Raw genomic sequence first — 15,054 nt, 5'->3', positions numbered from 1 at the left:
CGAAAATGTAAAGCGCAGACGTAAACTCTCATTGCCAGTTTCAAGCACTCACTTTTTGCCGAGCATGAGCAAAGCATCATAAATGACATTTTCTTGTTATTTGTCAGTGAGATTTTCCTTGTCTCACCACCAAAATGGAAAATTTCGCACTACAGTTAATGGAGGGGGTAAATATAATATGACAGTGACAAAGCGGGACCAGCTCAAGCTACCAAAACGGAAAAACCCAGTGGTACAACTCTCACCCGAAGTAGAAATTTACCTGCCTACATACCATTTTTTAGTTAACGAATTTGAACATGCCAGAAGGCACGAGCTGGGAATAATCCGAGATGATCACGAAGAGTTTATTCATCAATATCGAGTGGCACTGCGAAGAATTCGTGCCCTTATCAACCAACTCACCCCCCTATTCCATCGACAGGAAAAAGTGGTTTTGAAAAAAAGCCTAAGACAGCTCATGCAACATACCAACTTGATGCGTGATCTGGATGTTTTCTTGCTACATATGGAGCAGTATTTTTCATTGCTGGAGCATCAACACCACAAAGGCTTAACCCGCTTCTTTGATGATATTCAATCCCAGCGCAGGAAGTCTCTGAAATACCTTAAAGAGTGGCTGAAATCAGAAGAATACAAGTCTACATGCAAGCAGGTACTTACTCAGCTTGATAACATGCGAGACAACCCCACCGCCGAGGGACAGTTAGCATGCAAAACCACAGCGCATGGTTTTTTATGGCATTACTTCAAACAGATAGAAAGCCAGTGCCACAACATTGATGCCAATAGCGATGATGCTATCATCCACCAGTTACGGATAGACTGTAAAAAATTTCGTTATTTACTTGAATATTTTACGCCGATTTTATCCTTAAAAGAGACCAAACAGCAGGTACTCCAACTTAAAGTACTGCAGGATAGTTTAGGTAGCTTTAATGATTCATCTGTCCAACTCGCATTTTTCAAGCACTACTTGACTGAACATGGACAACAAAGTGGGCGCTACAAAGCGATTGAGGAGTTGATCGATATATATGGGGATTATCATTTAAAAGCAAAACAGCTAACAGTCGATCAGCTGATCCAGTTCAGGCAACCCAAGAGTATTGACCTGTTTTATACCCTGTACCAAGAACCGTCAACTTGGTAGTACCGCACCTTCTAGCATGGTCGTTGCAACCTACAAATAGTGCTAACCCATACACATATATGGGCTGACACTATTTAGTGACTAGCGATTAAGCGCGCGGACAATATCTTTTTCTATCGCCTCAGGGGTTTTGGTTGGAGCAAAACGCTTCACCGGCTTGCCGTCACGTCCCACCAGGAACTTGGTAAAATTCCATTTGATTTTCTTACCCATCAACCCGGGCAGCGCGCTAGTAAGGTATTTGAACACTTCGTGGCTATCTGGACCATTCACATCCACTTTTTCAAACATCGGAAAGCTGACGCCATAGTTTAGCTGGCACACTTGTTCAATTTCGTTATTCTCCCCCGGTTCTTGACCACCAAACTGATTACAAGGAAACCCGAGGATCATCAGTCCTTGGTCTTGATACTTATCAAACAACATCTGTAACCCTTTGTACTGAGACGTAAAACCACACTCGCTTGCCGTATTCACTACCAGTACAACCTTGCCTTCAAACTCACTCATATCAACAACATCACCGTTGATCTTACTGGCAGAAAGCCCATAAAAGCCTGACATAGCGTTTCCCTCTTATGATTAGAATCTTATTTCTATAGTCTAAGTGAATGATTTAGAAAGTGAGCTCTAATTTTCGTATACTGCTTAAAGCGTACGTTTACCGATAGCCCAGTATGAAACCATTAAAACATCTATTAAACGAGTTTGGCTTTGAGCAACTCCCATTTAGTGACGCCGAGCGAGCGTTTGCCAACGGGTTCATTGAATTTCGCTCTGATTTTTTCCTTCGCGTTTGCCAGCAAAAAGCAGAAAAGCTTCAGCAAGATCTCGCACTTGGCTTATTCACTCAATCTTTCCAGCAGATATTGGATGAGTTTCAGGCGACCCGGAGCAAAATCTCAGAAATGGATGCGCTCTTCCAGCAGCATGTAGGAGACGAGCACGCCCAGAAGTTCCACACCATGAATGAAATGGAAGTGAAGGCCATAGGTATGACTTGGTTTTTGTGTCAGGGCTTTAATGGCATTGATTTTAGCTATGCCAATGATCAAGCCACTGAAATAAGCCAGCAACTCACGACAAACGGCAGCCAGCAAGCTGAAGCGCTTCGACAGCAATTCATGCAATCCTATTACATTGGTGTTGACCAAGCTCACACAATCAAGCCCAGAAAAGGCTGGTTATTAACATTACAAAAAAACATAAAATCGTTTTTTAATTAAGAGGTTGTCCAGGAAAGGCAATAACAACGGATTCCGTTTTCACATCTCATTGGCTTTACCCATTGAAAAACAATGGTTATTAGTAAAATTAGTGTACGAATAAAAAATTTAAAAAATTTTCCAACGGTAAATAGTTAAGCCAAAAGATAATTAACAAAATAACATACAACTTTTACACCATCGATCGTTGCACGGTTTTTACCCAGAACGTATGATTATTGCACTTCAAATATGTTGTTCCTTAAACGATTTATTGCTCGCCTATCATGGATTTGATAGGCGTTTTTTTTAGATAATCGGACGGAACTGAATGTCTAGGTAATGTTCCAATTTTTGCTGCAATAGCTGTTTCTTCTCATCGCTCAAGAAGCTGGCCTTAATCGCATTTTCACTGAACCTTGCCACTTCCTGTTTAGTCAAATCGAAAGCCTCAGCAACCGCCAAGTAATTCTCATTGAGATAACCGCCAAAATACGCGGGATCATCTGAATTAATCGTTACCAATACACCTTGCTTCAACAAATCAACAATGTTGTGATGCGCTATGTCATCAAACACATTCAGTTGCACATTGGACAGTGGGCATACGGTTAAAGGAAGTTGGTGCTCAACGAGGTAGTCAACCAACTTAGGATCATCGCTACATCGCACACCATGGTCGATACGATCAACCTTGAGTGCATTGATCGCGCCCCAGATATAATCGGCGGATCCTTCCTCTCCAGCGTGGGCAACGGTTTTAAACCCCGTATTCCTCGCCATCGCAAATACACGCTCAAACTTTTCCGGTGGATTACCCGACTCAGACGAATCTAACCCCACCGCCACAATGTCGTCTTTATACAGAATTGCTTGCTTGAGCGTTTCAATCGCCTCATCTTCGGATAAATCACGCAGGAAACACATGATCAAACCCGAAGTGATGCCAAGATTGGCTTCTCCGTCCTTCAAAGCACGAGTGACCCCTCCAGTGACGGTATCGAACGGAGTACCTGTTTGAGTATGGATTTGCGGGTCAAAAAATACCTCGGTGTGAATAATGTGCTCTTCCTTGCAACGTTTAAGGTAGGCGTAAGTCAGATCATAGAAGTCCTGCTCAGTTTGGAGAACTAAAGCACCTTGATAATAGATATCAAGAAAAGCTTGGAGATCATGAAATTGATAAGCCGCTTTCAGAGACTCAATAGAAGAATAGGGAAGTATAACGTTATTTCGCTCGGCCAGAGTGAACATCAACTCTGGCTCGAGTGTTCCTTCAAGGTGCAGGTGCAGTTCAACTTTTGGCAACCCGCTAATAAAGCCTTTCATCACTAACCTCCGTAAAAGGGTAAGCCCCCTCACCCTTTGCACACAGACCCATTAAAATAGGTAATGTCTTCACTCACTACTCGGTCAGGTCGGTATCAATCCAGTATTTTGAACCGGAAATGTTGGCATCGAGCAACAGGCCTTTTTCACCAATCTGATAAATGGCCATGCCGCCGTTGTACTTGGCTGCCAACTCGGCACTCTCAGTCCCGGCTACAGCCCCCACTTCTGACGTCGCTTCCCAACCGTCGGTAACAAATCCATCGAAGGTTTGTTGATCTTCAAAGAAGATAACTTGCTGATAGAACTTACCGCCAAATCCAGCCGCAAGCCCTGCACCAAACATCTTCATATAAGTATGTTTTTCTGTTTTGCGGTTCACGGCAACACCAGCGCCTTGGTTGGTATGAAGCATAAGAGAAAATTTGCGAGAATCGAAAACGGCATAGCCATAAGCACTATCGAACAGAAGCTTGGCTGAAGGCTGTTCGTTGAATAACCGCACCAAGGCCGTATCAGCCATGGTATTCAAGGCGAGACGGGCTTCCTCAGGGGTTTCCGGTTCTAGCATCTCATCCAGCTTGGCATCCGCGACATCCAACCACTCTTTGCTTTTCTCGACAGAAGCATCCGTCCACTCTCCGGCAGTGTTATAGGCATCCTCTCCCCATTCAGATATGGAATCCCACGTTTCCTTTGAGAAATCCGACACGGAATCCCAGGCTTCTTTAGAGCCTTTACCGACTTCTTCGCCAAGCTTTGAAGCGGCATCTTTAATTTCATCCCAGCCAGCATGAACCGGAGTGATCGCGAGTGCCAATACCGCAAGAGCTATTTTCAGTTTCATTTGATTTCTCCTCGCATGTTCACGTTAATAGTAGCTCCTCTACAATTTGTAACAACAGGCTATCAGCATGATTGAGGTACATATGTGTGGAAAGCAGTCTAAAGAAGACGTTGAAATGACGAAACTATTTTGAATGGCATTGAAATCAAGCTGTGAAGCTGAGCTTGTAAATGGTTCCAAAATGTTGATTGTCATCGACAAAAACATATAATTTTATCAACCTCGCTATTTCGGAAATCAGCATGCCTCTGTCTAAAGACGCGCTTAAAACCATTCATGTCATCGCTAAATCAGGTAGTTTTGCCGTTGCCGCTGAGCGGCTCAACCGTGTACCTTCAGCCGTTAGCTATACCGTAAAAAAAATGGAAGAGGAGCTTGGGTTTTCATTATTTGACCGAACCGGTCGGCAGGTAAAGCTGACACCTGCGGGACAATATTTTATCGACCAAAGCCAGTGGATGCTCGACTCCTACGAGGAATTGGTTCGCAATACAGCCATGATCAGCACAGGGGTTGATGTATCATTTTCGATTGCAATTAATAATATTATTAATCGTGATGGCCTCATTGATTTAATCGAACAACTAAACCATCAATTTCCTTCGACTCAAGTTTCGATCAAAACGGAAGTTTATAACGGTTGTTGGGATGCGTTATATGATAGGCGAGCCGATCTTGTCATTGGAGCCCCCCACTCAGCACCAAAGATGGAAGGTATTGTCTACCACTCCATTGGCGACATTGAGTGGGATTTCATCGTTGCACAATCGCATCCACTGGCGAGCCAGATCACAGTATTAACCGCAGAACAGTTACGGTATTACCCTGCCATCGTTGTGAAAGACACATCACAACATATCTCACCACAAGATACCTGGTCACTCACAGGGCAGAAGATCATTTACGCCCCAGAGTTAACAACCGCGATAAAGATGGTTGAGCGTGGTGTCGGGATCGGCTATATCCCCCACCACCGCATTAAGAGCTTGTTGGATCAAGGGACGATCATTAAGAAAGCCATCGTGGAACATAAGCAGCCAACACAGCTATTTTATGCCTGGCATGCTAACCGTGAAAGCCCCGTATTAAACTGGTGTATCGAATATTTAATGCAGCCAGAAAAAACCAGTCTGTGGTGCCGTTAAAAACGGCGAGCTCACTCCCCGTGATCCAGTTCTGATTTTCCAGCATTTACCCCAGTAAAAAAGCTGAAACGACACATCAGTTTTTTCGATGTAAGCCAGTAAACTGTGATTTGTCCCCAGTCACAGCCATTGAACACCATAATAATGTGATGAGTCACGCATCAATGCATGACTCATCAAAATCTTTGATTTTAGAGGTCTGATTTACTCACTTTTTTAATTAGTCACAGCTGGATAATATCAGTTCTGTGCTAACCACTAAGAGTTAGCCTGACCCAATAATTAAAGGTTATTAAACTATGACTAGAACATTTAATGCCGAACCCTTTGCCCTAGAATTTACACCTGAAACGACAGCCTTAGTCGTCATTGACATGCAACGTGACTTTGTTGAACCTGGTGGTTTCGGTGAAGCACTAGGTAATGACGTTTCTCTGGTTCGCTCTGCCATTGAGCCTTGCGGAAAAGTGCTTCAGGCAGCGCGCGATACCGGAATGATGGTTATTCATACTCGTGAAGGTCACCGTGCCGACCTTAGTGATTGCCCACCAGCGAAGTTAACTCGTGGCGGCAAAACGTTTATTGGTGAAACGGGTCCAAAAGGACGTATTCTTATTCGTGGCGAAGAAGGCCATGACATTATTCCAGAACTCTACCCTATCGCTGGCGAGCCTGTTATCGATAAACCCGGTAAAGGGGCTTTCTATCAAACCGACCTTCACCTGATTCTGCAAAACCGCAATATCAAGACCCTGATTGTTTGTGGCGTGACAACTGAAGTCTGTGTTAACACGACAGTACGTGAAGCAAACGACCGTGGTTATGAGTGCATTATCCCAGAAGACTGCGTTGGTTCTTATTTCCCAGAATTCCAGAAGTATGCACTTGAAATGATAAAAGCTCAGGGTGCAATTTTCGGCTGGGTCTCTAACGCTGAAAATATTATCGAGGGTCTAAAGTAAGCTGCAGCAATGATCCTTGCGCTTACTAAGGGATACCTTTGCCCAACTCAACCATTCAATGGCAAGGTACACAGTGTCTTTCGGCGGTCAGTGAATATAAAGACAGACCTAAAAGAGACACCTTGGGTATCCCTACTCGATGACACATTACCAGCGACCCCCACTGCATATCAGTGTGACTTTAGGTCGCTACAAGACTTAACCACAATGGTAAACGTGGGCGATACCGTATTTATGCGAGGGGAGATAATTCGCCTTAAGCCGCCTTCTAGATTGGCAATAAATACTGTCGTTGCAACCAATTGGCAGCAAGCACCACCTTTGCCTTTCATAAATAAAAAGAGAGTTTGGCATAACATTCTCATCGCAGAAAGAATATTCGCAGAATATATTTCTGAAAAAGAAAAACAGCCATTTATCTCTATTTCTGAATATATACAGTACCTAGGATTAAATACACCGCGTTGTATTTACTCTTTACCAGAACAATTAGTCGAAAACATAGGTCGTGGTAAAGGACTAACACCATCAGGTGATGATTTCCTGCTCGGAGTACTAGCCGTATTATCTTACGTAAGAGAGGCACACCCTGATGCAGCCACCACCTATCAACGTTTTCAAATACAAGTGCCTAGAGATATTAGCAAGACAACGGATATCAGCGCACATTATTTAACGCTAGCACTATCACAGCATTTTTCAAAACCAGTGCAATGGCTGGTTTATTACTTATTTACGGCGACAGATAGGCTAACAATTGAGACCGCGATAACAACCAATCTACTTATTGGTTCAAGCTCCGGTGCCGATACGATTGCAGGCATTGTGTACTGCATAAATAAATTATTACTGAGTTAACACGTTTAAACTGACTGGTATTTATATGGTTATTAAATATAAAGCGTTTGAAAATCTTTATCAGGATTCTGTTTCCCTGATGCAGATTTCAGCCCGCCTTAATAAAATTGATGGCATCGAGGAAGCTTCGGTTGTTATGGGGACAGAGGCAAACTTATCCCGCATGGCTGATGCCGGTTTTGGTACTAATATCACGGCCAAGCCTAACGATCTCGTCATTGCGGTTAGAGGTGATGAAGATGCATGTAATGAAGCCATTGAGCACGCACAAACTGCGCTGACAGCCAAGCCCGATACAGACAATGATGGCCAGCAGTTCTCGCAACCTCTCACTAGTTTTGCACTTGGTTTAGAACAGCACCCCGACGCTAACCTCGCCCTGATTTCCGTGCCTGGAGAGTACGCGGCAGCAGAAGCGATGAAGGCGCTGAGACTTGGCCTGAATGTCATGATGTTCAGTGACAACGTGTCACTCGATGATGAAAAACGTATCAAACAACTCGCGCAACAAAAAGCATTAATGGTCATGGGTCCAGACTGTGGTACGGCCATTATTAATGGTATTCCTCTTGGTTTTGCCAACGTTGTCCGCCGTGGTGCCATTGGTGTTGTCGCGGCTTCTGGTACTGGTTTGCAAGAAGCAACCTGCCGCATTCATCAGCTTGGCGAAGGGGTATCACAAGCCTTGGGAACGGGCGGCCATGATCTGCATCAGGACGTTGGTGGCATTTCAATGTTACATGGCCTGCAGGCACTTGCCGATGATGATGAAACACAAGTTATCGTATTGATCTCCAAGCCACCAGCTGAAGCAATTGCTGAATCAATCCTTGCAAGCGCATCGAAAATCGATAAGCCCGTTGTCGTGCATTTCCTCGGTGCCAGTCACACTGAGCCATCAGTAGAGAGTGTTTATTTCGCTGACTCATTAGCGCACTCTGCTGAAGTCGCAGTTGCAATCCTAGGCAATCAAGACATCCCACAAGCTATAACACAGACACAAATCAGCCTAAAAGCAGCAGAACAGCAGATCGAAAAATTCAAAACCCAGCTCACAGCCACTCAACGTTATATAAGAGGGGTGTTTGCCGGCGGTACCTTCTGCTTTGAAGCCCAGATCATTGCTTCTCAGTATGGACTTAACGCGTACTCAAATACCCCAAGCAAGGGTAATCAGTTGCTTGATGATGTCTGGAGCAGTCAACAGCACACTATTGTTGACCTTGGCGATGACGACTTTACCCAAGGTCGCCCTCACCCAATGATCGACCCAAGTTTACGTAATCAGCGCATTCTTCAAGATGCCCAGGATCCGAATACTGCTGTGGTGCTGTTTGATGTTGTCTTAGGCTATGGTGCCTCTGAACAACCTTTGTCGGAACTCCTTGCCATTATTGCCCAAGTTCACCGCGAGCAAGCCGCTCCTCCTGTCTTTATTGCGCATGTTTGTGGCACCGAACAGGATCCTCAATCACGTGACTTGATCCGTCATTCACTGGCAGAAGCCGGTGTCTTGCTGGCTGACAGTAATGCCGATGCTGCGCATCTCGCCGCTCATATTGTCTCTCAACTTGGCTAACTAGGTAATTTTCAATGAAAGCACTTTTCTCTCAAAAGCTTACAGTCCTTAATGCCGGTCTAGCGAGCTTTGCAACTAACATTGAGCGCGCCGGCGGTGATGCCATTGCCATGAACTGGCAACCGCCAGCTGGTGGCGATCGTGATGGCGGCCTCGCCCTTGCTGATTTACTGAACCAACCTGAAATTGAACTGGCCAACCAAACAGCTATGCAGCGTTATCTTGCCGCCCAGCCATTGCTCGTTGATGTCATGCTCGCAGGTGAAGCAATACCAGCACTTTCAGAGAAGAAACTGATTTTACATGCAGGTCCTCCGATTGCTTGGCAAGACATGTGCGGTCCTGTTCAGGGCGCGATTTTAGGTGCCATTTTATTTGAGAAATGGGCACAAAACCTTGAGCAGGCTGAAGCATTAGTCCTAGATGGTGAAGTTATATTTGAACCTTGCCACCACTATGATGCCGTTGGCCCAATGGCAGGTATCATCAGCCGCTCTATGCCGTTATGGGTTGTCGAAAATCCAGCGAATGATAATGAGCGTGTATATAGCAACTTTAACGAAGGTCTTGGCAAAGTATTACGTTTTGGTGCCAACAGCGAAGCCGTTATTGAGCGCCTTGAATGGATGGGCACTGAGCTTGCGCAGGCAATGAAAGCCATGCTGGCGCAGTCAGGTCCAATCGAACTGAAGCCGATCATGGCCCAAGCGCTACATATGGGTGATGAAGTCCACAACCGCAATGCGGCAGCAACAGGTTTACTGCTAAAACAACTGGTACCGGCTCTACTAAAAACCTCACAGCCCCCTGAACAGATTCAGCGTGCTGTCGGCTTTATTACTGCCAATGATCATTTCTTCCTGAACCTCTCGATGGCTGCTTGTAAGAGCATGCTTAAAGCCGCCGAAAACGTACCGAGCAGCACCATGGTTACCGTTATGGCCCGTAACGGTGTCAATTTTGGTATCCGTCTTTCTGGCACTGGTAACACATGGTTCCAAGCCCCGGCGAACCCCGTTAATGGGCTTTTCTTCCCAGGTTTTGGCGTTGAAGATGCAGCGGCTGATTTGGGCGACAGTGCTATTACCGAGACAGCCGGTGTGGGTGGCTTTGCGATGGCGTCCTCGCCAGCCATCGTGAAATTTGTCGGTGGTACACCAGCAGATGCAACAAATAACAGCCGCTCGATGCAAGCGATTACGCTGGGTGGCAATCCGGCCTTTACCCTACCTGCACTTAACTTTGCACCAACCGCTGCAGGTATTGATGCCCGCAAGGTGGTTGATCATTCCGTACTGCCAATTATCAATACCGGTATCGCCCACAAGCAAGCCGGTGTGGGTCAGATTGGTGCCGGTATCACCACAGCACCGATGCAATGCTTTGTTGATGCACTGCATTCACTCGCTACCCAACACTACCGCTAGGAGCCCAAGATGAATAAGAAACCCTTAGCCGTTGTCGCTTTTGGCGGTAATGCCCTGATTGACGATAACGCACATTGCTCTATTCAGGCTCAGTACCAAACCGTGACCAATAACGTTGGTTACCTCGTGGATTTAATCGAGCGTGGTTGGGATTTGGTCCTAACCCACGGCAATGGCCCGCAAGTCGGATTTATTCTTCGTCGCTCAGAATTGGCTGCCCATGAAGTTGACCCGGTACCGGTCGACTATGCCGTCGGTGATACCCAAGGCGCGATCGGCTACATGTTCCAGAAAGCATTAAACAATGAATTACAGCGCCGCGGGCTTACTCGCCCAGTGGTAACACTTGTGACGCAAACTCGGGTTGATCCTCAAGATCCGGCGTTCCAAACACCGAACAAGCCCATTGGCTCATTTATGGACAAAGCCACTGCCGAAAAATACGCAGCAGAGCTCAATTGGCACATCATGGAAGATGCCGGCCGTGGCTGGCGCCGCTGTGTTGCCAGCCCAAGCCCACAAGAAGTGATTGAAATCGATAGCATCAAAACCTTACTGGATTGTGGTTCATTGGTCATTGCCGGTGGTGGTGGTGGTATTCCGGTTGAGCGCAATGAAAATGGTGACTTGATCGGTGTCGAAGCCGTGATCGACAAAGATGTATCTTCCGCGTTGCTTGCCAAAGAATTACAGGCCGACATGCTGATCATCCCGACAGGCGTCGAGAAAGTCGCTATCAACTTTGGCACTCCCGAGCAGCAATGGCTGGACAAGCTCACGCCAAGCGATGCAAAAGCTCTTGGCGAACAAGGGCAGTTTGGAGAGGGCTCTATGAAGCCTAAAGTCGACGCCCTGCTGCACTTTCTTGACGGCAACCCCGCAGGTGCAGGTGTGATCACCAAAGCCAGTACATTAATCCAAGCTATCGATGGTACGACAGGCACCTGGATTCGCAATAACCACTAATTCAACTTGGTCCGGTATGACCGGACCACTTTTAACGGAGTACACCTTATGTCGAACACTACCCTTTTAGCCGTAAACGGCACGTTAATGCGCGGTCTTGAGCTTAACCCAAACCTCACCAATGTCGGCGGTAAATTCATCCGTGAAGACCAAACCGACAGCCACTATCGCCTGTGGTCGATCAATGATGTCCACCCTGCGATGATCCGCACCATTGAAGCAAACAACAATGTTGACCTCGAAATTTGGGAGCTACCAATGGAAGCCTTCGCTTCGGTACTTAGCAATGAACCAGCTGGTTTGTCTATCGGCAAAGTGAAACTGGCCGATGGGTCTGAAGTATTAGGTGTTCTTGGCGAACTTTGGCTGGTTGACGGTCAACGTGAAATCACAGCTACCGGTGGCTGGCGCAACTATATTCAAACCCAAACCGTGCTGGAAGAATAATAAAACAGCTGCAAACCATCACGTTATTGCCCATGGAACATCTCAAACCGAATTAAATCGTGAACGAAAGGCATAATCATATGAGTAGTAGAAATAAAACGGATTTATCCAATACTGCGTCCGGTTTCCAAATTGCAATGATCCTGCTCGGGATCCTTGTTACACCGGTACTGCTGGCCTCCTCTAGTCTTGGAAGCCAGATGACATTAGGCACTGCTGCAGCTGTTATCGCAGTGGGTAGCATTATCTTGACCGTGCTCGCTGTGATCAACATCTCTATTGGTGAGAAAGCACGCTTGCCAACCTATGGTATCGTGAAATACTCCTTTGGCAGCAAAGGGGCTACAGCCATCAATATAATCATGGCCATTAGTCTCTTTGGCTGGATAGCCGTTACTGCCAATATGTTTGGCCATAGTGTGCACGATCTTCTTGCTACCCAGTTCAATCTTGATCTTCCAGTTCCTGTTATTGTTGCAGTTGGTTGTGTCATTTTCGTTGCCTCTACTGCTTTTGGTTTTGAGGCGCTGGGTAAGGTGTCGAAGTTTGCAGTACCTATCATTGCCCTGCTGATGTTTGTTATTTTGTACTTGGCACTTAACAGCTCAGTCTCTGTGGCAGAAAAACTCAGCGACTTGAGTTTCGGTGCAGCTGTATCTTCTGTAGTGGGTACCATTATTGTACTGGTCGCCACCTCACCAGATTTTGGTAGCTTTGTTCGTAACCGTAAACACGCCATACTCGCTGGTATCCTGACGTTTGGTTTAGCTTATCCAGTATTGTTCTTGGTAGGTGCGGTACCGGGGTCCATAACCTCCGAAGGTTCACTGCTAACGGCAATGGCGGTTATTGGTACAACACTGCCGGCTGCTATTTTGTTGGTTTTCGCCTGCATCACAGGTAATGCCGGTAATATGTTCCAAGGCACGCTTGTCGTTTCGACTCTGTTCTCTCAATTCCCTAAATGGAAGATCACAGTGGCACTCGGTATTCTTGCTACCGTTGTGGGTAGCATGGATATCATGGCGTGGTTCATTCCATTCCTGTTGTTCCTGGGTATTGCCACCCCGCCAATTTCGGGGATCTATATTGCCGACTACTTTATCAACCGCCGCAAAGGCTATGACGAAGCAAGTCTGGAAAACGATCCTGCAATTAAGCCGCTCACATTTGTCGCTTGGGGCGCGGGGTCATTTATAGGATTTTGTACCGTCAATGGCTGGTTCACATTGACCGGTATCCCTTCTGTAGACTCAATCCTTGTCGCATCACTTGGATACGTCCTATTCTCACGAATTGGCACTTCCAAAGATAAGCTGGCTACTAACAAGGCTTAATCGAAAGAATAAACGTGGATAATTATCCTTAATCAAAATTCCCTTAGGCATGCTAAGGGAATTTTTTGATCTATGCCTTAGCTGCGGCCAACAGAGCACCGCAACTGATAAACATCGAGCCAAAAATGCGGTTGAGCTTTTTTACTATCCTTGGAGATCTGATGTAGTAGGACAGTTTGGCGGCTAAGATGACATAGAGCAACATCACACAAGTATCGACTGCGATAGTCGTTGCTCCCATCTGGATAATCTGAAGGTTATGTGAACCTGCAGGATCAATAAACTGCGGCAGCAGGGCGGCAAAGAAAATAACTGTTTTTGGATTACTCAGATTCACAACAATTGCCTTGCTGAACAATTTCCATTCAGAGATTTCTAATGGAACACCAACTGGATTAGTGGGCGTATTTTCTCGGAACTTTTGGATTCCAAGCCAGATCAGATAAGCGACCCCAACCCACTTGATTACCGTAAACGCGATAGCCGATTGTGAAACAAGTACACCGACCCCCATGCCGATGAGGATAATATAGAATGCAAGGCCAAGTTGCAGGCCAACAATCGATATCACTGATTTTCGAAAACCATATACCATACCATTGTTGATTGAATTAATCGTACCTGAACCAGGTATTAGGCTGTATATAACCGTCGCGCTGAAATAAGCGACCCAGATTTCAATATTCACAAACAATTCCAAAATCAAGGAAAATAACTAAAGTAAAAATAAATTACCGTATACGTCAGTGACTAGGAAATAGGCGTTACTGGGAGAGAACACGAAACGTCCCCCCCCTCTCGCCAACTAAATCACTATCATTGCAGTTAATTATCACACAAATCATTTACGTTGCATATATAGCTGAATTTTTAACTGGCAGAGTATAACACCCAGGGTGACACACAAGAGCTATAACCAATAAAAACAATGAATTAAAAAATATCACTCATGCGAAAAATTGGACTACCAGTTACGTAAATCGGATTAAGGAAAGTCATCAACGGCGGCTTTTGTTATACACCCCAGAGGCATTGTTACCACCTCAACACCCTTGTTTGCCATGTGTTGAGACTTAAGCAAGAGAAGTAACGCGAATGTTCTCACTATTAACCTTCGAATAAAACCCCAGTTAATAGCTTGGCTAAAAGAATAGAGAGGGTAATCGTTTAATACCCTGAAAATTATTCAATGCAAAAACGCCGACTCATTACGTCGACGTTTTAGTTTATTGGCTAGTGTTGAAATCAGCTTTAATTACTTTTTCTTTGGTCGGAAAGGCTTCATCACCGCTTCGTTACACTCGAGGTATGGGCCTTCCATCAAATCGATGCAGTAAGGGATCGCTGGGAATACGGCATCCAAACATTCACGAATCGATTTTGGTTTACCCGGCAGGTTAACAATCAGACTATCACCACGCAGACCGGCAGTCTGGCGTGACAGGATAGCCGTCGGTACGAACTTCAACGACTCAGCGCGCATCAGCTCGCCAAAACCCGGCATCATGCGATCACATACTGCTTCTGTCGCTTCAGGAGTCACATCACGCTTAGCTGGACCGGTACCGCCTGTGGTTACAATCAGGCTGCAGGCTTGCTCATCGGCCATCTTGATCAGCGTCGCTTCAATCACATCCTGCTCATCAGGAATGACTTCGTATACTGGCTCCCACTTCGAGGTCAGGTAGTCGTTCAGTGTATCGATAATCGCCTGTCCAGAGATGTCTTCGTATATACCTGCACTAGCGCGGTCACTGACGGTCACGATGCCGATTTTTGCTTTAGTCATTGGTTGTTCC

Annotated in this window: 15 protein-coding genes; 10 read left to right on the top strand and 5 right to left on the bottom strand. The window is 45.7% G+C overall.

Features of this window, described 5'->3' with window-relative positions; translation table 11 throughout:
- The first annotated feature begins 178 nt into the window (after window positions 1–178).
- Window positions 179–1,153 carry a CHAD domain-containing protein gene (locus tag C9I99_RS11330; protein WP_166645410.1) on the top strand — a complete coding sequence of 325 codons (975 nt, stop codon included), beginning with the start codon at window positions 179–181 and terminating at the stop codon, window positions 1,151–1,153.
- Window positions 1,154–1,234: 81 nt separating this feature from the next.
- Here C9I99_RS11330 and C9I99_RS11325 read toward each other — a convergent pair whose 3' ends face one another.
- Window positions 1,235–1,717, bottom strand: coding sequence for a glutathione peroxidase (locus C9I99_RS11325; protein WP_107348993.1), 483 nt, complete (start codon window positions 1,715–1,717; stop codon window positions 1,235–1,237).
- A gap of 113 nt (window positions 1,718–1,830) precedes the next feature.
- Between C9I99_RS11325 and C9I99_RS11320 the strand changes: the two genes are divergently transcribed.
- The gene (locus C9I99_RS11320) at window positions 1,831–2,379 is read left to right on the top strand and encodes a hypothetical protein (protein ID WP_107348992.1); all 549 of its coding nucleotides are present in this window, start codon (window positions 1,831–1,833) and stop codon (window positions 2,377–2,379) included.
- A 288-nt stretch (window positions 2,380–2,667) separates the two neighbouring features.
- On the opposite strand, the gene C9I99_RS11315 is transcribed toward C9I99_RS11320, so the two are convergent.
- Window positions 2,668–3,687: an adenosine deaminase gene (locus C9I99_RS11315; protein WP_107348991.1), complete on the bottom strand. Its 1,020-nt coding sequence runs from the start codon at window positions 3,685–3,687 to the stop codon at window positions 2,668–2,670.
- Window positions 3,688–3,763: 76 nt separating this feature from the next.
- Entirely contained in the window at window positions 3,764–4,534 is a 771-nt protein-coding gene (gene befA, locus C9I99_RS11310) for a beta cell expansion factor BefA (protein WP_107348990.1), read from the bottom strand.
- A gap of 242 nt (window positions 4,535–4,776) precedes the next feature.
- Here befA and C9I99_RS11305 point away from each other — a divergent pair, with 242 nt between their 5' ends.
- From C9I99_RS11305 to C9I99_RS11270, 8 genes are all read left to right on the top strand, one after another.
- A complete protein-coding gene (locus C9I99_RS11305) occupies window positions 4,777–5,679 on the top strand; it encodes a LysR substrate-binding domain-containing protein (RefSeq protein ID WP_107348989.1) in 903 nt (300 codons plus the stop codon).
- Between the two features lie 299 nt (window positions 5,680–5,978).
- Window positions 5,979–6,641: a cysteine hydrolase family protein gene (locus tag C9I99_RS11300; RefSeq protein ID WP_107348988.1), complete on the top strand. Its 663-nt coding sequence runs from the start codon at window positions 5,979–5,981 to the stop codon at window positions 6,639–6,641.
- Between the two features lie 216 nt (window positions 6,642–6,857).
- The gene (locus C9I99_RS11295) at window positions 6,858–7,499 is read left to right on the top strand and encodes an oxamate carbamoyltransferase subunit AllH family protein (RefSeq protein ID WP_166645409.1); all 642 of its coding nucleotides are present in this window, start codon (window positions 6,858–6,860) and stop codon (window positions 7,497–7,499) included.
- A 25-nt stretch (window positions 7,500–7,524) separates the two neighbouring features.
- On the top strand, window positions 7,525–9,078 hold the full coding sequence (gene fdrA / locus C9I99_RS11290; RefSeq protein ID WP_107348986.1) for an acyl-CoA synthetase FdrA: 1,554 nt from the start codon (window positions 7,525–7,527) through the stop codon (window positions 9,076–9,078).
- A gap of 14 nt (window positions 9,079–9,092) precedes the next feature.
- A complete protein-coding gene (locus C9I99_RS11285; protein WP_107348985.1) occupies window positions 9,093–10,505 on the top strand; it encodes a YlbE family protein in 1,413 nt (470 codons plus the stop codon).
- A 9-nt stretch (window positions 10,506–10,514) separates the two neighbouring features.
- Window positions 10,515–11,471: a carbamate kinase gene (locus C9I99_RS11280; RefSeq protein WP_107348984.1), complete on the top strand. Its 957-nt coding sequence runs from the start codon at window positions 10,515–10,517 to the stop codon at window positions 11,469–11,471.
- Between the two features lie 48 nt (window positions 11,472–11,519).
- Entirely contained in the window at window positions 11,520–11,918 is a 399-nt protein-coding gene (locus C9I99_RS11275) for an allophanate hydrolase-related protein (protein ID WP_107348983.1), read from the top strand.
- An 80-nt stretch (window positions 11,919–11,998) separates the two neighbouring features.
- Complete coding sequence (locus tag C9I99_RS11270; RefSeq protein WP_107348982.1) at window positions 11,999–13,255, top strand: cytosine permease; 1,257 nt, start codon at window positions 11,999–12,001, stop codon at window positions 13,253–13,255.
- A 70-nt stretch (window positions 13,256–13,325) separates the two neighbouring features.
- Here C9I99_RS11270 and rhtB read toward each other — a convergent pair whose 3' ends face one another.
- A complete protein-coding gene (gene rhtB / locus C9I99_RS11265) occupies window positions 13,326–13,943 on the bottom strand; it encodes a homoserine/homoserine lactone efflux protein (RefSeq protein ID WP_107348981.1) in 618 nt (205 codons plus the stop codon).
- A 567-nt stretch (window positions 13,944–14,510) separates the two neighbouring features.
- Entirely contained in the window at window positions 14,511–15,044 is a 534-nt protein-coding gene (mog, locus tag C9I99_RS11260) for a molybdopterin adenylyltransferase (RefSeq protein ID WP_107349120.1), read from the bottom strand.
- Between the last annotated feature and the right edge of the window lie 10 nt (window positions 15,045–15,054).

Origin of the sequence: Photobacterium lutimaris (assembly GCF_003025555.1) — a bacterium.
Classification (GTDB): domain Bacteria; phylum Pseudomonadota; class Gammaproteobacteria; order Enterobacterales; family Vibrionaceae; genus Photobacterium; species Photobacterium lutimaris.
Note: the sequence above shows the minus strand (reverse complement) of the source record. Positions and strands in the feature narration are given on the sequence as shown.